Origin of the sequence: Neisseria sp. P0019.S002 (assembly GCF_051957155.1) — a bacterium.
Lineage (GTDB): Bacteria > Pseudomonadota > Gammaproteobacteria > Burkholderiales > Neisseriaceae > Neisseria > Neisseria perflava.
Genome location: NZ_JBQCWS010000002.1, coordinates 267,182 through 285,635, shown reverse-complemented (window position 1 = coordinate 285,635; position 18,454 = coordinate 267,182). Strand labels below are relative to the sequence as shown.

18 protein-coding genes and 2 tRNA genes are annotated in these 18,454 nt (G+C 52.7%); 13 read left to right on the top strand and 7 right to left on the bottom strand.

Translation table 11 applies throughout. The features are described from left to right. The first annotated feature begins 27 nt into the window (after nucleotides 1–27). The 3 genes from ACTHTY_RS04725 to ACTHTY_RS04715 are packed head-to-tail and all read left to right on the top strand — an operon-like array spanning nucleotide 28 to nucleotide 2,963. Nucleotides 28–771 carry an SH3 domain-containing protein gene (locus ACTHTY_RS04725; RefSeq protein ID WP_440366611.1) on the top strand — a complete coding sequence of 248 codons (744 nt, stop codon included), beginning with the start codon at nucleotides 28–30 and terminating at the stop codon, nucleotides 769–771. A 27-nt stretch (nucleotides 772–798) separates the two neighbouring features. Beyond that, a complete protein-coding gene (locus ACTHTY_RS04720; RefSeq protein WP_440366610.1) occupies nucleotides 799–1,713 on the top strand; it encodes an ABC transporter ATP-binding protein in 915 nt (304 codons plus the stop codon). Continuing rightward, entirely contained in the window at nucleotides 1,710–2,963 is a 1,254-nt protein-coding gene (locus tag ACTHTY_RS04715; RefSeq protein WP_440366609.1) for an ABC transporter permease, read from the top strand. Before ACTHTY_RS04720 ends, ACTHTY_RS04715 begins: the two co-directional genes overlap by 4 nt. Before the next feature lie 192 nt (nucleotides 2,964–3,155). Here ACTHTY_RS04715 and ACTHTY_RS04710 read toward each other — a convergent pair. The 4 genes from ACTHTY_RS04710 to ACTHTY_RS04695 all read right to left on the bottom strand — a co-directional run bounded on the left by ACTHTY_RS04710 (nucleotide 3,156) and on the right by ACTHTY_RS04695 (nucleotide 7,861). After that, nucleotides 3,156–3,231 (bottom strand) — tRNA-Lys (locus ACTHTY_RS04710). Nucleotides 3,232–3,290: 59 nt separating this feature from the next. Next, nucleotides 3,291–4,370 (bottom strand): iron-sulfur cluster carrier protein ApbC, encoded by a 1,080-nt coding sequence (gene apbC, locus ACTHTY_RS04705; protein ID WP_440366608.1) that lies wholly within the window; start codon nucleotides 4,368–4,370, stop codon nucleotides 3,291–3,293. A gap of 164 nt (nucleotides 4,371–4,534) precedes the next feature. Further along, nucleotides 4,535–6,598, bottom strand: coding sequence for a glycine--tRNA ligase subunit beta (gene glyS / locus ACTHTY_RS04700; protein WP_440366607.1), 2,064 nt, complete (start codon nucleotides 6,596–6,598; stop codon nucleotides 4,535–4,537). 168 nt (nucleotides 6,599–6,766) lie between these two features. Next, entirely contained in the window at nucleotides 6,767–7,861 is a 1,095-nt protein-coding gene (locus ACTHTY_RS04695) for an FAD-dependent oxidoreductase (protein ID WP_440366606.1), read from the bottom strand. Nucleotides 7,862–8,183: 322 nt separating this feature from the next. On the opposite strand from ACTHTY_RS04695, the gene ACTHTY_RS04690 reads away from it, so the two are divergent. Beyond that, on the top strand, nucleotides 8,184–8,405 hold the full coding sequence (locus ACTHTY_RS04690; RefSeq protein ID WP_440366605.1) for a cell division protein: 222 nt from the start codon (nucleotides 8,184–8,186) through the stop codon (nucleotides 8,403–8,405). A gap of 111 nt (nucleotides 8,406–8,516) precedes the next feature. Here ACTHTY_RS04690 and ACTHTY_RS04685 read toward each other — a convergent pair whose 3' ends face one another. Next, nucleotides 8,517–9,029 (bottom strand): SH3 domain-containing protein, encoded by a 513-nt coding sequence (locus ACTHTY_RS04685; protein WP_440366604.1) that lies wholly within the window; start codon nucleotides 9,027–9,029, stop codon nucleotides 8,517–8,519. Nucleotides 9,030–9,120: 91 nt separating this feature from the next. Beyond that, nucleotides 9,121–11,805, bottom strand: a complete 2,685-nt coding sequence (gene glnE, locus ACTHTY_RS04680) for a bifunctional [glutamate--ammonia ligase]-adenylyl-L-tyrosine phosphorylase/[glutamate--ammonia-ligase] adenylyltransferase (RefSeq protein ID WP_440366603.1) — start codon at nucleotides 11,803–11,805, stop codon at nucleotides 9,121–9,123. A 128-nt stretch (nucleotides 11,806–11,933) separates the two neighbouring features. Between glnE and ACTHTY_RS04675 the strand changes: the two genes are divergently transcribed. From ACTHTY_RS04675 to coaD, 3 genes are all read left to right on the top strand, one after another. Beyond that, nucleotides 11,934–12,209, top strand: coding sequence for an oxidative damage protection protein (locus ACTHTY_RS04675; RefSeq protein ID WP_039861863.1), 276 nt, complete (start codon nucleotides 11,934–11,936; stop codon nucleotides 12,207–12,209). 164 nt (nucleotides 12,210–12,373) lie between these two features. Then, entirely contained in the window at nucleotides 12,374–13,060 is a 687-nt protein-coding gene (locus ACTHTY_RS04670) for a Bax inhibitor-1 family protein (protein ID WP_440366602.1), read from the top strand. Nucleotides 13,061–13,166: 106 nt separating this feature from the next. Further along, the gene (coaD, locus tag ACTHTY_RS04665) at nucleotides 13,167–13,679 is read left to right on the top strand and encodes a pantetheine-phosphate adenylyltransferase (RefSeq protein ID WP_070825745.1); all 513 of its coding nucleotides are present in this window, start codon (nucleotides 13,167–13,169) and stop codon (nucleotides 13,677–13,679) included. A 47-nt stretch (nucleotides 13,680–13,726) separates the two neighbouring features. On the opposite strand, the gene ACTHTY_RS04660 is transcribed toward coaD, so the two are convergent. After that, nucleotides 13,727–14,287, bottom strand: a complete 561-nt coding sequence (locus ACTHTY_RS04660) for a hypothetical protein (protein ID WP_440366685.1) — start codon at nucleotides 14,285–14,287, stop codon at nucleotides 13,727–13,729. A gap of 204 nt (nucleotides 14,288–14,491) precedes the next feature. On the opposite strand from ACTHTY_RS04660, the gene ACTHTY_RS04655 reads away from it, so the two are divergent. The 6 genes from ACTHTY_RS04655 to ACTHTY_RS04630 all read left to right on the top strand — a co-directional run bounded on the left by ACTHTY_RS04655 (nucleotide 14,492) and on the right by ACTHTY_RS04630 (nucleotide 18,329). Then, a tRNA-Phe gene (locus ACTHTY_RS04655) sits at nucleotides 14,492–14,567 on the top strand. 308 nt (nucleotides 14,568–14,875) lie between these two features. After that, nucleotides 14,876–15,784, top strand: a complete 909-nt coding sequence (locus ACTHTY_RS04650) for a dialkylrecorsinol condensing enzyme (protein ID WP_440366601.1) — start codon at nucleotides 14,876–14,878, stop codon at nucleotides 15,782–15,784. 34 nt (nucleotides 15,785–15,818) lie between these two features. Then, a complete protein-coding gene (locus tag ACTHTY_RS04645; RefSeq protein ID WP_049332250.1) occupies nucleotides 15,819–16,064 on the top strand; it encodes a GNAT family N-acetyltransferase in 246 nt (81 codons plus the stop codon). A gap of 19 nt (nucleotides 16,065–16,083) precedes the next feature. Further along, entirely contained in the window at nucleotides 16,084–17,250 is a 1,167-nt protein-coding gene (locus tag ACTHTY_RS04640; RefSeq protein ID WP_440366600.1) for a beta-ketoacyl-ACP synthase III, read from the top strand. After that, nucleotides 17,251–17,646 (top strand): hypothetical protein, encoded by a 396-nt coding sequence (locus tag ACTHTY_RS04635; protein WP_315039493.1) that lies wholly within the window; start codon nucleotides 17,251–17,253, stop codon nucleotides 17,644–17,646. A gap of 8 nt (nucleotides 17,647–17,654) precedes the next feature. Then, nucleotides 17,655–18,329 carry a glutathione S-transferase family protein gene (locus tag ACTHTY_RS04630; RefSeq protein WP_440366599.1) on the top strand — a complete coding sequence of 225 codons (675 nt, stop codon included), beginning with the start codon at nucleotides 17,655–17,657 and terminating at the stop codon, nucleotides 18,327–18,329. The last annotated feature ends 125 nt before the right edge of the window (nucleotides 18,330–18,454 follow it).

The window sequence follows — 18,454 nt, the reverse complement described above, 5'->3', positions numbered from 1 at the left end:
CCGTCTGAAAACTAAAAGAAATTAAAAATGCGTTACCTAGCTACTGTCTTATTTTTGTGTTCCGCCTTAACCCATGCCGCGCCGCAAAACGGCTTTGCCTTGGTTCATGATGCCGACGGACACACCAACTTACGCGAACGCCCCAATTTGAAAGCCAAAGTTTTGGCAAAAATCCCCGACGGCACACCGTTGGAATGTATAGAAGAACTCAGTGAAAACAGGCCGGACTTCTGTTTTGTTCAACTACAACAGGCAAACGCCGATGATTCCGGCTTTATCCATTACAGCCGTCTGATATTTCCCGCTTCCGACAAAAACTTCGTCCGCCTGCGCGAACAATCCGGTCGCGACGATACGCTGACTTTGTCCGGTAGCGGACAAAAGGTACACATCGTTGCTTGGCGTATTCACCCTAAACGCAGTGATTTCTCAGGTATCAGCAAAAACAAATACACCGCGCGGCTCTATCGAGGCAAACCTTTCTATGGTACAGACTACGACATTCCCAAAAGCGTGTTCGCGCTTGAACGCATCACGCTAAACGGTCAAGCGGTTCCCGCTGCCGAACTGCAAGGACTGTTCTCGCCCGATTTTGCCGCTACCGCACGCGGCAGCAATGTATATCAAGGCTGGAAAGCCTATTACCGCCACAGCGATAAGACGCTTTACCTGTTCGGCAGACAAGGTTCGGACGGTGATCCTTTCGGCGTCTGCTTTATATTTAAGGACGGCAAATTCCAGCGCCGTTATTTATGGGGTGCTGCGATTTAAATATCGCTCGAAAGGCCGTCTGAAACCATGATTCAAATCCAATCCCTCTCCCACCGTTATCCCAAAGCCGAAACTGCCGCGCTGGACAATGTGTCGTTCGATATTGCCGACGGCGAATGTTTGGGGCTGCTCGGTCACAACGGTGCGGGGAAAACGACGCTGATGTCGCTTTTGGCAGGCTTGCAGGAAGTACGGCAGGGCGAAATTTTGTTTGACGGCAAGCCGTTGCGCCTGTTGGGCCGCAGCGAACGTCAGAAAATCGGTTTGGTGCCGCAGGATTTCGCGTTTTATCCGCAGCTTTCGGTGTGGGACAACCTGCTGTTTTTCGCTTCGCTTTACAAAGTGCGCGACAAAGGCCGTCTGAACGCGCTGTTGGAACAGACCGATCTGACCGCCCATAAAAACAAAGCAGCAAAGCACCTTTCGGGCGGGCTTAAACGCCGTCTGAATTTTGCCATCGGCCTGATTAATACGCCGCAACTTGTATTCCTCGACGAAATCACGGTCGGCATCGACCCGCAGTCACGCCGCTTTATCCTCGATAGCGTGGCGGATTTGACGCGGCAGGGGGTAACGGTGGTTTACACCTCGCACTATCTTTCGGAAATCGAGCAGCTTTGCGACAAAATCGCGCTGCTGCAACACGGAAAACTGGTGTACCACGGCGGTTTGGATGAGCTTTTAAGCACGCAAACCGGTGTCGTGCGCTTTACCGTCGAACCGCCGCTGCCGCCTCAAACGCTGGCCGCTTTGGGTGCCAAGCAAGTGGACAGCCGCGGCATGATGGAAACGACACACGATGCCGCCGCCGTTTACGCCGCCCTGCAACAAAGCGGTGCGCAAATCCGCTACTTCCAGCAGGGACACGGTTCGCTGGAAACGTTTTACCTTGATTTCCTGCGCAAAGACGAGCCAGCAACAGATAAGCAAAATCCACAATGACGATTTCCTCCCTCCTCAAAGAACTCAAACTGCTCTGCCGCGACCTGCACGGTTTGGCCGTGTTGTTTGTGATGCCCATCGCCTTCATGCTGATTATGTCGTTGGCGCTGAGCCGCGACCAAGATCCGCACACCGACAGCCGTATCGCGCTGGTTAGCGCGACAGACGACAGCGTCAATACCGCGCTGGCCGCCGCGCTGGAAAAAGAGCAGATTCATGTTACACGGATGCCGTCTGAAAAACTGACCGACGCGCAAAACGGCCTGCACAACAAACGTTTCCAACTGGTGCTGCACAACCCGAACCCCGCTTCCGGCAAAATCGCCGACGACAAAGCCCTGCAAATCTATGTACCGCCCGATACCGAGCCTTCATGGCTGGCGGCTGTCAAAGGCGTTTTGCAGCAGCACTACACCGAAACGAGGCTGGACGCTTATTTCGACAACAACGACGGTATCAAAATCGACAATAAAAAACTGCCCCGCGCCATCCGCAAAGATATCCAGAAAAAAGTGGATGAAAAAAACGACGAACAATTCGCCGCCGTGCGCAGCTTTTTAGATAAAAAAATGCTGGAAGAGCATTACCTGAGCGCAGGCAGCGGCACGGTGGAAAAACCCAACGCCGTACAGCACAGCGTACCCGCATGGCTGATTTTCGGTATGTTTTTCATTATGATACCGCTGTCGAACGTCATGGCGCTGGAACGCCAGACCAACACCATTACCCGCCTGCGTCTCGCCCGCGCTTCCGCGTCCGGCCTGATTGCCGCCAAACTCGTCCCCTATTTCCTGATTAACCAGCTTCAGTTTGTCGGAATGCTGCTGCTCGGCCGCTACCTGCTACCCGAAATCGGCGTGCCCGCCCTCATACTCAATGGCAGCCTTGTTCCCTACACGTTGCTGTCCGCTGCCGTCAGTGCCGCCGCCCTTGGCTACGCGCTGTTAATCAGCGTCTGCGCCAAATCTACCGAACACGCTGTCGTACTCGGCGGCGGCGGCATTATCCTGATGGCGGCAATCGGCGGCATTATGGTGCCTGCGCACGTCATGCCCGAAACCATGCAGCAACTCACTTGGATTTCCCCGATGGCTTGGGGCTTGAAGGCTTTTCAAGAATTGCTGCTCAACCGCAGCGGACTAGACGGAATAGGCCACTACCTTCTTTTACTGTCTGCGTTCTCTTGTGCCACGCTGACTGCTGCCGTATTGGTTTATCGTAGGCAGTTGCATACGCAGGTAAGGTTTTAAACGTTTGTCTGCCCTAAGTAGAAAACTTATTTCTCAAAACTATTCCTATAAAACTTCAGGCCGTCTGAAAATATCTTTCAGACGGCCTGATGCTTGATGCGCTATGAATTGTTTCAATAACAAAATATTTTCAACAAAATCCTAAAATCCAAATGTAAAAAAACCTGCTTTTTTAAAGCAGGTTTTTATATTTGGTGGGTCGTGAGCGATTCGAACGCTCGACCAACGGATTAAAAGTCCGCTGCTCTACCGACTGAGCTAACGACCCGATAAGCTGTGCATTATAGAGACGGGTCACACAGCTGTCAACACCTTTTTTAAACTTTTTTATTCGACAACAATTTTCGGGAAGCGGCTGCTGAAGTCTTTGCCTTTATCGGCAATGGTCAGCGCGATTTGGAAGGCGGCTTCGGTGTAGATGTCGGCGATGGTTTGGTTGTTTTCAAACAAGGCCGAAGATGTGCCGCTGTCCATGGCTTCGCGTACAGGCAGGCTTAATGGAAGTTGGCCAAGCAACGGTACATTCAAACGCTCTGCCAAGTTTTTGCCGCCTTCTGCGCCGAAGATTGCTTCGGCATGGCCGCAGTTGGAGCAAATATGAACAGACATGTTTTCCAAAACGCCCAAAATCGGGATATTGACTTTATTGAACATATCCACGGCTTTGCGTGCATCAATCAGGGCGATGTCTTGCGGCGTGGTGACGACAACGGAGCCGGTTACGGGGATTTTTTGCGACAGGGTCAATTGGATATCGCCGGTACCGGGCGGCAGGTCGATGAAGAGATAATCGACATTGTCCCATTCGCTTTGGAACATAAGCTGTTGCAAGGCTTGGCTGACCATCGGGCCGCGCCAAACGACGGCTTGGTCGGTATCGACCAGAAAACCGATGGACATCACTTGAATGCCGCTTTCGGCTTCAACGGGAATAAGTTTTTTGTTTTGTTGGTCGGGTTTGCGGTCTTGTACGCCGAGCATGGTGGGCTGGCTTGGGCCGTACAGGTCGGCATCGAGTACGCCGACGCGCGCGCCCATTCTGGCCATTGCGGTGGCAAGGTTGGCTGTGGTCGTTGATTTGCCGACACCGCCTTTGCCCGATGCAACGGCGATGATGTTTTTCACGCCTTTGATGGTTGCTACGCCGGGTTGAACTTTATGCGTACCGATTTTGGTATCGATACTCAAGTGAATGTGAGTATCGCCGGTATGCGAAATGACGGCTTCTTGAACGGCGTTGGCAATGTCTGCGGCAATATGGGCAACTGGGAACGCGAATTTCAGGCCGATATGCAGGCCGTCTGAATGCTCTTCCAGAAGCGAAACGGCTTTTTCGCTGCCCAAAGTGCGTATTGTGGTGGGAATCAACACGGCATCGAGTGCGGTTCGGATGGCTGGAATATTCATAATCTGCCTCTTGAATGTGGGAAATTGTTTGATGTGCGCGATTTGCCTGCCTGACAAATCTGCTGAATTATACCCTTGAACGCCATGTAAGGGATACGCCCGAAAAACTTCAGGCTGCCTGAATCATCGGGCAGCCTGAAAAGCGGGTCAACTGAAACGCGGCCTTATTCGCTCAAGAGCGCAATGTCGGCAACTGCGTTCATTTGTTCTGCCAAACGGTTCAGCAGGTTCAAACGGTTTTGCTTCACGGCGGCATCTTCAGCCATTACCATCACGCCGTCGAAGAATGCATCGACTTGCGGTTTGACGGAAGCCAGCTCGGACAAAGCAGTTTGGAAATTGCCTTCGGCAACGGCTGCGGAGATTTTCGGCTGCAAACCTTGAGCGGCGGCGTACAGGGCTTTTTCTTCGTCCTGTTGCAGCAGGCTTTCGTTAACCGCGCCTAACTCGGCATCGGCTTTTTTCAGCAGGTTTTGCACGCGTTTGTTGGCTGCAGCCAATGCAGCGGCTTCAGGCAACTGTTTGAACGCGGCAACGGCCTGCAGTTTGGCCACTACGTCGTCCAAACGGCGCGGCTGTTTCGCCAATACAGCGGCAACAATGTCTTGCGGATAATCGTTTTGCAACAACACGGCCAAACGCGCCTGCATGAAGTCGGCGGTTTCAGACGGCGTTTTCTCGTTGAGCAAACCTTGCGGGAAGCTGTTGAAGGCCGTCTGAATCAGTTCGTTTACGTCCAAACCGTACTGCATCAGCATACGCAAAATACCCAATGCAGAGCGGCGCAGGGCGTAGGGGTCTTTGTCGCCGGTCGGAATCAGGCCGATACCCCAAATGCCGACCAAGGTTTCCAGTTTGTCGGCCAAAGCAACGGCGGTTGCCACTTTGCCGTTCGGCAGGTTGTCGCCGGCAAAACGCGGTTGGTAGTGCTGCTCGATGGCTTCGGCGATTTCTTCGGTTTCGCCGTCCAAGCGGGCATAGTATTTACCCATGGTGCCTTGCAGTTCGGGGAACTCGCCGACCATTTCGGTTACCAAGTCGGCTTTGGCCAAACGTGCGGCGCGCTCGGCTGCGGCGGCATCCGCGCCCAATGCTTTGGCGATATGGGCGGCAATGCTTTGCAGACGCTCGATACGCTCGGCTTGCGAACCGATTTTGTTGTGGTAAACCACGCTGGACAATTTCGGCAGGCGGCTTTCCAAAGTCGCTTTTTGGTCTTGTTTGTAGAAGAACTCGGCATCAGACAGGCGCGCGCGCAAAACGCGTTCGTTGCCTTGGATGATGTGTGACGGATCTTCGGTTTGTAGGTTGGACACCAGCAGGAAGCGGTTCATCAGCTTGCCGTTTTGATCGAGCAGCGGGAAGTATTTTTGGTTTTGCTGCATGGTCAGAATCAAGCATTCTTGCGGTACGGCGAGGAAGTGTTCTTCAAAACCGGCTTCCAATACCACAGGCCATTCGACCAATGCGGTCACTTCATCCAACAAGGCTTCATCGGCGGCAACAGTCGCGTTCAGACGGCCTGCCTGCTCGTTCAAGGCCGTCTGAATGGCGGCTTTACGTTCGGCAAACGAGGCTTCTACTTTGCCTTGCTCGCGCATTTGTGCGGCGTAGCTGTCGGCATTTTCAATGGCGATTTCACCGCTGGAGAGGAAACGGTGACCCAATGTTTTGTTGCCGCTTTGCAGACACAAAACACTGACGTTTACGATGTCGCCGCCGTGCAGCACGATCAGGCTGTGTACAGGGCGCACGAAGGTAAACGTGCTACTGCCCCAACGCATCACTTTCGGAATCGGCAGTTTCTTAACGGCTTGATTGATAATGTCTTCCAAAAGTTCGCCCAACGGCTTACCGGTTTGGACGTATTCGTAGGCGTACACGTCTTGCTTGCCGTCATTGATGATGGTCAGGTCTTCGATTTTCGCACCTGCACCGCGCGCAAAACCTTCCAAAGCCTTAGTCGGCGCACCGTCTTTCATGGCATTCGCCACGGCCGGGCCTTTTTTCACGATTTTTTGATCGGCTTGAACGGCCTTCACGTTTTTGACTTGAACGGCCAAACGGCGCGGAGAAGCGTAGGCAGTGTATTCGGCTGCGCCGTCAATCAATTGCGCTTTTTCCAAGCCTTCGGCAACGGAAGCGGCAAAATGGTTGCCCAGATTATTGAGGGCTTTTGGCGGGAGTTCTTCAGTGAGAAGTTCGATTAAAAGGGTTTGGGTTGTCATGTGCTTATCGTTAAATAGGAAATTGGTTTGGCGTCTGAAAACGGCATCATGCGGTTTTCAGACGCAAGGTTAATTGAATTGACGGCGATTTTATCATTTTCAGACGGCCTGTGGCTGTCTTTCACAAACAATTTGCCTGATTTTCAAGCCACTTCGTCCGCAACGGCTTCAATTCGTAGCGCGGATATACGGCAAACCGCTGGTTTCGTCGTATTCAGGAATGTCGCTCCCGGCAAACAGCGCACCGGCCAAACGCACGGCCGCGCCGGTCACGGCCGGGGAAATCATAAAGCCGTGGCGGAACAGGCCGTTGACTTCAATCAGGCGGCGTTCGCGGTTGAAGCGGATTTCGGGGTTGTGGTGGTTTAAAGTCGGGCGCAAGCCGGTGGCCAGTTCCAAAAGGTTCGCCTCGCCAAATGCCGGATGCACGGCGTACAGTGCGGACAAAAGTTCCAAACCGGAACGCACGCTGGCCGGCGCTTGGCTTTCGCTTTCAATTTGGGTCGCACCAATCACAAAAATATGGTTTTCCTTCGGCGCGATATACAAAGGATAGCGCGGATGCAGCAGGCGCACTGGGCGGGACAGCTCGACTTCGGGTGCGTAAACGCGCGCCACTTCGCCGCGTATGCCGCGCAATTGGCTTTCAGACGGCCTGTTCCACGCGCTCTTTGCACCATAACCGCGGCAGTCGATGACCCAATCGTATTGCGCCGCCAAATCTTCGACTTCGCGTTCGCACGACCAATGGCACGCGACATTCATTGATTCCAAAGCATCGGCAAGCGCATTCAATACTTGCCGTCCGTCCAGCTGCCCTTCCGTAGGCAGATACAGGCCGTCTGAAAACCGCCCTGCCAGTTGCGGCTCGTTTGCTGCGATTTCATCCGCGTTCCAACGTATGGTTTCATATTCCGCCACGCCGCCGCGCTTCAAATGACGGGCAAACTCGGCAGAAAGCGGCTTGTCCTGCGTGTGCCAGACAATCAGACTGCCGTTTTCCTGCATCATCACCGGCGTATTCAGACGGCCGATAATCGCGCGCCAAAGCGCAATGCTTTGTTTGCCCAAACGGATGACTTCGGGCGTTGCCTCCACCGCTTCGGCAGACGGCGCCAACATGGCCGCGGCAACATAAGCGGCGGCTTGCGCGCCGTTGCGTTCGCCTTTCTCAAACAACTCGACCGAAATGCCCTTCTCTGCCAGTTGGAACGCCATCAGACGGCCCGACAGACCGCCACCGAGTACTGCAACCTTAGACATCAGTTTCTCCTTGTTTTTAATATATAAATAAGCAGCATATTTTAGAACTTGTTTTGCTGTATCACAATATCGACACAAAATGAGAACAGTTTTTGCATATCATGATTGCCCAGGTCAAGCCGATAACTTATAAACAAACAGACGGAATACCTCCCTCTGCAAGCAGTTACCCATCGCCTCAAACTGCCAATCAGCCTTGATAAAAATATCTTCTTTACATAAAACCGAATATAATGGCATTTCTTGACACATTCATTCACTCGGCATTACTGCATTTATTGAATTTTTTTGATGTATATATTTGATTTTATAAAAAATAACTATGAAAAGCTTGGGCAGTACTTTATTTATCCTCGGCGTATTGGCATTCGGTTTGAATTATATAAACGCCGTCCCCAAAGTCTTGGCCTGGATTTACGAATGGGGCGAAGATACCGCCATGTGGATTAAAGCAGGCATTACAGGTAGTGGCGCTTTACTGTGGTTAGCAGGCAATTTCCTTGAAAAACCGGAAGAGGCAGAAGCAGAACAGGAAGAAGAATAAATGCCATAAAAGGCCGTCTGAAAAGTTTCAGACGGCCTTTTTTATATCTTCGGCAAAACAGTACCTACTTTATGTCCGAAAGTATGCTTTATCGGATAAATTGTTTGTTTATTACTCCACGCGTCGAAGTTGACTTTTGTGGATATAACCCTGAGTCAAAACATGATGACCATACTCGTCTTTTTCTGTGTAAGCTCCCTGATTGCTGTACCCCAACCAGTCGCCTTTTCTGAAGGCTGGGGCGATCTGTACACGTGTTCCGTTTGGGAGTGTTTTGATGATTTCGCCTTGCCTGATCGGTTCTTCGGGGTAGCTGTTGTTACGGACGTTTGCCGATCCGTCAGGGCTGGCAACAACATAATTGTGCACGATAAAGCCTTGGCTTTGATGGACGTAGCCTGTACGGATTCCGTCTAATTGAATATGAAACCATTTACCCTGTTTACTGAGTATTTTATGTTTTTTGCTTTCATAATCCAATACGGTCATGATTTTGCTGCGTGTATCAGGAGCAGCACGAACGTTTGCAGAGCCATCGCATTCGGTATAAGGCAACAAATATTCAGCAGCTTGGGCTGCAGCCGACGACAGTACAACCGTTAAAAACAGTGCCATTTTCTTCATGGTTGGTTTTCCTTATATGTTTAGAGTGAGTTTGTTGTGGCGGTAAATTGTGTTGCCGTGCAGGCTTTTGACGCTGAATACGCCCGCCTGCTTATCCGAACTTCACTTCTGCCCCGAATACTTCCTGCCACAGTTTTCGCACGTTGCCGTAGTGGGTCAGCAATTCGTCCGTTACTTCGGTTTTTTTGGCGTCGCGCAGTTTGGTGTTGTGTTGCTGCTGTCGGTAGAAGCGGTAGGCGGTGCGGCTTTGTTCGGCTAGGGTTTTGTCGATGAGGCCGCAGTCGGCAGCGATGTTCAACAGGGCGATGTTTCCGTAGTTATCGAGGAGTTGCGGATACTGGCGGGCATGGGCAAGGATGAGATATTGGACGATAAATTCAACATCGACCACGCCGCCGCGCGCGTATTTGACGTTGCTATCGGCAGGCGGGTGGGTGGGGAACATTTTTTCGCGCATTTCGATGATTTCGCCTGCTAAAACGGTTTGGTCGCGTTCAGCGGTCAGCATTTCGGTGCGGATGCGGTCGAAGGCCGTCTGAACATCAGGCGTACCGCAGATAAAACGGGCGCGGGTAAGGGATTGGTGTTCCCATGTCCATGCGTTTTCACGCTGGTATTTTTCAAAGGCGGCGATGCTGTGGGCGAGGAAACCTGCATCGCCGTTGGGACGCAGGCGCAGGTCGGTTTCGTAGAGGCTGCCTGCGCCGGTGGCAGCGGAAAGCCAGTTGGTCAGGCGGCGGGCAAGGCGGCTGTACACGTCGCCTGCATCAGGATGCGGGTCGTCGTAAAGATAGACCAAGTCGAGGTCGGAGGAATAGCTGAGCTCTTTACCGCCCAGTTTGCCGTAGCCGATGATGGCAAATTGCGGCGTGTCGCGGTGTTTTTTGGGCATATCCGCCCACGCGCACGGCAGGGCGGCGGCAAGGATGGCGTCGGCAAGTGCGGAGAGCTGGTCGGAAAGTGATTCTACCGTCCACAATCCGGCAAGGTCTTGAACGGCGAGGCGGAAGACTTGGGCGTGTTGGAAATGGCGCAGTGTATCCATTTGTGCTTCGGTGTCGCCGCCGCAGGCTTTGAGGTCGTTTGAAAGTGAGGCAGCAAGTGCCGGCCAATCAAACGCGGTATCCAAAAGCTGGGCGCTGATGAGTTCGTCCAGCAGAATCGGGTATTTGCTCAGATACGCCGCCACCCATGAGCTTTGGCTCATGATTTGTGCTAGGTGCGACAAGGTTTGCGGATGTTCGTTGAGGAAGGCGAGATAGGCGGAGCGGCGGCTGATGTTTTCGAGAAAGTCAAACAGCCGCATTAATGTGTCGGTCGGATTGGGTTGCTCGGCCGCCGCTTGTACCAACAACGGCACAATCGCGTCAAAACGCGGCTGGGCGTGTGCGGAGAGGTGACGGTATTTATGGCCGTTGCGGATTTGGTCGAGCCGCGTAGCGATGGTTTCGGTATCAAACCCATATTCTTTCAGACGGCCTAGCCGTTCTTCTTCGTCGGGCTTTTCCTGCCATGCCCATTGCCATTCGCTGTTGTCTTGCGTTTGTTCTTCGGGTTCGCTCAAAATTTCGTTGAACAACTGATTGACTTTGTTCCGATGAACATTGAGGCCGTCTGAAAAGGCGGCATAGCTGTCGAAACCCATGCTTTCGGCGAGCAGTTGTTGCCGTTCGGGCGAGGTGGGCAGGGTTTGGGTTTGCTGGTCGTCCCAGTATTGTAGGCGGTGTTCGACATCGCGCAGGAAGCGGTAGGCGGCAAGCAGGGTTTCAACGTTTTCAGACGGCATGATGCCCAGCTCGGCAAGTTTCTTCAGCGTTTCCTGCGTGCCTTTCAGTTGCAGCGCGCGCATTTGTCCGCCGCGTATCATCTGGAAAATTTGGGCGATAAATTCGACTTCGCGGATGCCACCCGCGCCGAGTTTGATGTTGTCCGCCATGCCTTTTTTGCTGACTTCGCTGCGGATTTGACGGTGCAGGTTGCGCATTGCTTCATATGCGCTATAATCCAGATATTTGCGGAACACAAAGGGGCGCACCAGCGCTTTAATGTCGTTCGGATACGGCGTAACTACGCGGCCTTTGCACCACGCGTAGCGTTCCCATTCGCGCCCCTGCGTAATCAGGTATTGCTCCAGCGCGGTTTCACTCAACACCAGCGCGCCCGAATCGCCGTCCGGCCGCAGCCGCATATCGACGCGGAACACCTGCCCGTCGGCGGTAATGTCGTTCAACAATGCAATCAATTTCTGCCCGACTTTGGTGAAAAACTCCTGATTGCCGCGTTCGCGCCTGCCGTCGGTGTCGCCAGACTCGGGATAGATGAAAATCAAATCGATGTCGGAAGACACGTTCAACTCATATCCGCCCGCCTTACCCATCGCCACCACGCTCAAATGCTGCGGCGATCTGGTATAACGCCCGATCGGCGTACCATACATGTCCTGATAATAGGCGTAGGCGAAATCCAGCGCGGTATTGACGGCAAAATCGGCAAACAGCGTAATCGTACGGGTTACTTCGTTCAAATCGCTGATGCGGTTTATATCGCGCACGATAATCTGCGACACGACATAACGGCGCAACTCGCGCAACTGCCGCGCCAATTCTTCCTCGTTTTCTTCCGCGCGGATTTTGTCCCAGTCGGCAAAGGCTTGGAAATCAGCTTCGGTTAAAACTTTGTCCAACATAGGCAGGAAAATTTCGGGCTTGAGTTTGCCTGAATCAAGATTACGGGCGAGAAAAAGGGAATAACGGCGGGCAGTATCGAGGCGGTTCATAATCTTTGCCTGAATAAACAGAAAAGACCATCATAGCAAGGTTTCAGGCCGTCTGAAACCCACGCTTTCCCCTATCCGTGCAATCGGCTAAAATACCAACCTTTGCAACCCCACATAAGGAAACCGCCATGACCCGTATGGTTCACTGCGTCAAACTCGGCAAAGAAGCCGAAGGCATGAAATTTCCGCCGCTGCCCAACGAATTGGGCAAACGCATTTTTGAAAACGTTTCCCAAGAAGCATGGACGGCTTGGACCCGTCACCAAACCATGCTCATCAACGAAAACCGCCTAAGCCTTGCCGATCCGCGCGCACGCGAATACCTCGCCCAGCAGATGGAACAATACTTCTTCGGCGACGGAGCAGATGCCGTACAAGGCTATGTTCCGCAAGAGCCTAAATAAGCATTGAAAAGCCAAGGCCGTCTGAAACCCGATTTTCAGACGGCCTTTAAAATTCCCGATTGCCCCGCATATTAGGCAAATAGAACAGATAAATCATACAAACCCATGATTCTCTGTTAAAATCCAAATTTCATTCATTTTCAATCCACATTGGAGCAAACGCCATGCAAAACGACGTTTACGACTATACCTCGCAAGGCTCGGTTGCCAAAAATACCGTCCTGCAAAAAACTTACCGCCTGCTCGGCCTGTCTTTCATTCCTGCCATTGCCGGCGCGTTCTTTTCCGCCAAAACAGGCTTTAACATTTTCGCCATGTTCGGTTCATACTATGTTGCCCTGGCCGCCTTCTTCGGCTTTTTCTACGGCATGACCTTCCTGATTGAGAAAAACCGTTACAGCAACGTCGGCGTAGCCCTGTTGATGATCTTCACTTTCGGCATGGGCCTTGCCATCAGCCCTATGTTGCAATACACCCTGTCTATTAACAACGGCGCGCAAATCGTCGGTACGGCCGCCGCCATGACCGCCGGTGTATTCTTCACCATGTCTGCTATGGCACGCCGCACCACAATGAACATGAACAAACTCGGCAGCTTCCTCGGTGCCGGTGCGATCGTGCTCATGATTGCCGTTGTGGCCAACATCTTCCTCAACATCCCTGCCCTGAGCCTGACCATCGCGGCCGGCTTCGTTGTCTTCAGTTCCCTGATGATTATGTGGCAGGTGCGTACCGTTATTGACGGCGGCGAAGACAGCCACATCAGCGCGGCGCTGACCATCTTCATCTCCATCTACAACATTTTCAGCAGCCTCTTGAGAATCCTCATCTCTATTAGTGGTGACGACTGATAAAGCCGCAAAGGCCGTCTGAAATTTCAGACGGCCTTTTTGATTTTTGACATCACCGGCAAACTCCCCTATCCTGAACGTACACAAACCCCATTCCCAACCCAAAATGACCACGACCACTCCGCGCCGTGCCGTGTACGCAGGCAGCTTCGACCCTCCCACCCTCGGCCACCTGTGGATGATACAGGAAGCCCAATCCCTCTTTGACGAACTCATCGTCGCCATCGGTACCAATCCCGAAAAGCGCAGCACCTACACCATAGAAGAACGCCGCGCCATGCTCGATGCCATTACCCACCCCTTCCCCAATGTCCGCATCAGCGTGTTTGAAAACCGCTTTTTGGTCGATTACGCCCGCGAAGCCAAAGCCAATTTTATCGTCCGCGGCATCCGTTCCGCCGCCGACTACGAATACGAACGCTCGATGCGCTACATCAACAGCGACATCGCCCCCGAAATCTCCACCGTCTTCCTGATGCCGCCGCGCGAAATAGCCGAAGTGTCCTCCACCATGGTCAAAGGCTTGGTCGGCCCACAAGGCTGGCGCGACATGATAGGCCGCTACCTCCCCGACCCCGTCTATCAAAAAATCCTGCAAGACCACGAAACAAACGCATAAAACAAAGGCCGTCCGAACATTTCAGACGGCCTTTCCATTTTCATGGATTATTGACGGACAGACATCAACGCCTGCAGGTTTTGATTCAACATTTCCATGTCCAACCAACCGGCGGCAATAAACAGCATCAGAATCACCGTACCCACACACAGCACGCCGATACCATACAACACATAACCCACCAAAACACGGCCTACCGTCGCATTCCCCATCCACATCAAACCGCGTACCTGCACCACAAAAACCCAAGCCTGCCACAACAGCGCAAACGCAGCCAACGCCGGCACATACAACACCAGCAACAGCGGCAGCAGCAACGCCTCAGACACCAAAATAAAGCCCCACAAAGGCAGCCGGGGCGCACCGTAATAATGCAGCACCTTGCGCATCGAGCGGCTCAGCACCAACCATTTCACAATCACCAAAATTACCGACAGGCACACCGCTGCCGCGCCACTGCCAAACAAAGGCGACATGCTGGCCGCGTTCACCACACCCAACAGCAGCAACACCGCCGCCATCACCAAAGGCGAATACAAATACGTCTCCGGCGAACGATAGCGCAAACGCAAAACATCCCACATATCACGAACAAACACATACAGCATGGCATAAATCCAAAGCAAAAAAGCCGATTGTATCTTAGGCCGTCTGAAAATCAAACCGGCAAACCTAAAAACCGCCAATTAAAACGAAAAATAATTCAATACAAAACAAAATCTTAATTTACCGCCTCAAAAATAAAGCCTACAACCGCTTGCACAAGGCAACGAAATTTGGTTTAATTCACATCTCGCAACGAAACACGCGAAGGCCAGATAGCTCAGTTGGTAGAGCAACGGATTGAAAATCCGTGTGTCGGCGGTTCGATTCCGCCTCTGGCCACCACCAACCGCCTTGAAGCGGTTATTTTTTTATCTATATGATTTGCACGCCATACTTAGCGCAAATCCCGTTCCAGACCATGCGTCCCGATTTCCACACAAGGCCGTCTGAAAAATTTCAGACGGCCGTTGTTCATGTTGGCATGGCATTAAAATCCGCTTCACCACCCCATTCCGACAGAATACGGCGCTTCCATCCGAATCGGCTGAAACCTACGCGAACATACTGAATATGAATAAAGTTCAAGGCCGGTCGGTTTACTATATAATACCGTCCAAACCAACCATAACTTACTCATTGCAGGGAAGATAATGAAAAAAGTGCTGATTGTGCATTACTCGCAAACGGGGCAGCTCTCCAGCCTGACGCGAAATTTTGCCGCGCCGTTGCAAACAGCCGGCATACAGGTCGATTGCGTCAATATCGTCCCAGAACAAGCATTTCCGTTTCCATGGCCGTTTTGGCGTTTTTTCGATACCTTTCCTGAAACCGTCCATTTAAAACCCGCCCCGATTCTGCCGCCGCAAATCCCATCCGAAGATTACGATGTGGTGGTCATTGCCTATACCGTTTGGTTCCTCTCTCCTTCGCAACCGATGACCGCCTTTTTGCAACGCGAAGAAACGCGCCGCCTGCTGGACGGCAAACCGGTCATCACGCTTATCGGCTGCCGCAATATGTGGCTAGGCGCGCAGGAAAAAATGAAATCTTTGCTGAAACAAAACGGCGCCAAACTCATCGGCAACATCGTAAAAATCGATGCCTGCAACAGCGCGGCAAGTTTCATTACCACGCCCGCATGGATGCTGACCGGCGACAAACGCTATTTCCGCTCCCTGCCCTCTGCCGGCATTGCTGAAGAAGAATTGGCGGATGCGGCGCGGTTTGGTACGAAATTGCGCGATACACTGTTAAACCAACAGCCTTTGGACGAAACCCTGTTTCAAAACATGGGTGCAGTGACGGTTAATGAAAAACTGATTTTCAGCGAACGCGCCGCCGGCCGCAGCTTCTTCGTCTGGGGCAAGCTTTTGATTGCGGCAGGCCGTATTTCTCCGCTTTTGCGCCGTGCGCTGTTGTGCTTCTACATCGTCTTTTTATTGACGATGATTTTGGTGGTTTTACCCATCAGTGTAATTTTGAAAAAACTGCTGCATCCGCTGCTCAAAGGCCGTCTGAAAAAGCTGGCGGATTATTATGAACAACCGTCAGGCAGATAATCTGTTTCAGACGGCCTCAAACCAGGAATCCATCATGCCCGAAGTTATCCACTACCCCGAACGCCGTCGCTTTCAAATCGACATTGACGGTTTGGAAGCAGGCTATATCAGCTATACCGAACATAACGGCGGCTGGGACGTAAACCATACCGTGGTCTCGCCCAACTTCCGTCATCGCGGCATTGCCAAACTGCTGGTGAGCGCGCTGATGGAATACGCCGAAACACACAACATCCCGTTGACTGCAAGCTGCGACTACGCGGCGCGGTTTATCGGTTGATTATTTTGACCAACACATCATGACATCGAATAACACACTCAAAGACGTTTATCTCAACCGCGTTTCTGCCTTCTTGCCCAATGCCCCTGTCGGCAATGATGAAATGGAAGCCGTCCTCGGCATGGCAGGCGATGTGCCTTCACGCGTGCGCCGTATGATTTTGCGCTCCAACGGCATTTTGTCGCGCCATTACGCCATCGATCCCGAAAGCCGCCGCACGACGCACACCAATGCCGAGTTGGCCGCCGAAGCGGTCAACGGCCTGTTTGCCCAAGGCGTTCCAGCAAAAGCCATCGGCAGCCTGGCCTGCGCCACTTCCTATCCCGACCAAACCATGCCCGGACACGGTGTGATGGTGCATGGCTTGCTGGATATGCCGCCTTGCGAAGTGTTCAGCATGGCAGGCGTATGCGCGGCAGGTATGGCGGCGATGAAACACGCCTACAACGCCGTGCGTACCGGCGAACATGCACATGCGGTTTCCGTTGCTTCCGAAAACGCTTCGGCGGTCATGCGCGGCGAAGTGTTTCAAAGTGAAACCGACCATAAAAAACTGGAAAACGCATCCCCCGAAATAGGGTTTGAAAAAGACTTTTTGCGCTGGATGCTGTCTGACGGCGCAGGCGCGGTGTATCTGTCCGACCGCCCCAATTCAGACGGCCTCAGCCTGAAAATCCATTGGATAGACCTGCTTTCCTACGCCAACGAAATGCCGCCCTGTATGTATGCCGGCGCAGAATTCCGCGACGGCGTATTTGAAGGCTGGAAACACGCCGATGCCGATTACGGCCGCCGCCACAGCCTGATGGCGGTCAAGCAGGACGTCAAACTACTGAACGAAAACATCGTCCGCTATACGGTGGAAAAACCACTCTCCCAAATCGCCGCCAAACACGGCATCCGCGCCGAAGAAATCGATTGGTTCCTGCCCCACTACTCTTCCGGCTTTTTCCGCGACCGCCTTTCAGACGGCCTGAAAAACATCGGCTTCGACATTCCGCAGGAAAAATGGTTTACCAATTTGCACAGCAAGGGCAATACGGGTTCGGCCTCGATTTACATCATCCTTGAAGAATTTATGCGCACTTTCCCCATCGAACACGGCCAAAAAATCCTGTGTTACGTGCCGGAAAGCGGACGCTTTTCAACATGTTTCATGCTTTTGGAAGCAGTAAAGGCCGTCTGAATGAAGATTGACGACATCCCTCAAGACAACAGCGCCAGCTACCACGGCCACCGTAAAGTCATCTACGGCACCCGCGACGGCCACTACGAAGCGGCCACCAGCAACGGTTGGCAGGACGAAGCCTACGCCACCGAAATGGCGGTGTGCGAACTCGATGCCCAAACTCAGGCCGCGCGCGAAGCCGTCGAAAAAGGCGAATATTCGCCGCTGTACTACCATATGTTCCGCTGCCGTTATGATGAAACCGGCTTGGCCATGGCGGCAGGCGTATGGAAATGGCAGCTGCATCGGCATTTCCGTCCCGAAGTGTTCGCCAAACTACCGGCCAAAACCCTGCAAAAATACGCCGATGCCTGCCAAATCAGCATAGACGGCCTCAAACAAACCGATATCTAAAGCCCCTCATGATTACCCTACATTCTCTCGATCAATCCCGCGCCCTTCGCATTGTTTGGCTGCTTGAAATCCTCGGCACGCCCTACCGCCTGCAAACCTACCGCCGTCATCCCGACACTTTGCTCGCCCCTGACGAACTCAAAGCCATCCATCCCTTGGGCAAATCGCCCTTATTGGATGATGATGGCTTTATCTTGGCGGAAAGCGGCGCGATTACCGACTATCTGATTCAGACCTACGGCAACGGCCGCTTGATGCCCGAACGCGGCAGCCGCGAATACTGGCAATATCAACGCTGGCTGCATTATGCCGAAGGTTCGCTGATGCCGTTATTGCTGCTTGGACTGGTGTTCCGCCGGATTGAAAGCGCGCCCATGCCGTTTTTCGTCAAACCGATTGCCCGCAAAATCAGCGGCAGCGTCAAAAGCAGCTTTATCCATCCGCAAGCCGCGCTGCATCTTTCCCACATTGACAGCGAGTTGGAAAACCGCGAATGGTTGGTCGGCAACAGCCTCAGTGGTGCTGACATCATGATGAGCTATCCGCTGCAAGCCGCGGCCGACCGCTTCGATTTTGCCGATTACCCCAATATCCGCGCTTATTTGCAGCGCATCGAAGCGCATGAAGCCTACCACCGCGCCGTTGAAAAAGCAGGTTCGCCTTTATTGAAACTCGACAAATAAAACAAGGCCGTCTGAAACGTTTTCAGACGGCCTGAAACCTTGGTTCACTTATCGAATAGCTTTGCGGCAAACGGCGTTTTTACCCAAGCGCCGCCCGAGTGCTTTGTTCCCCCTCGCCGTTCCAC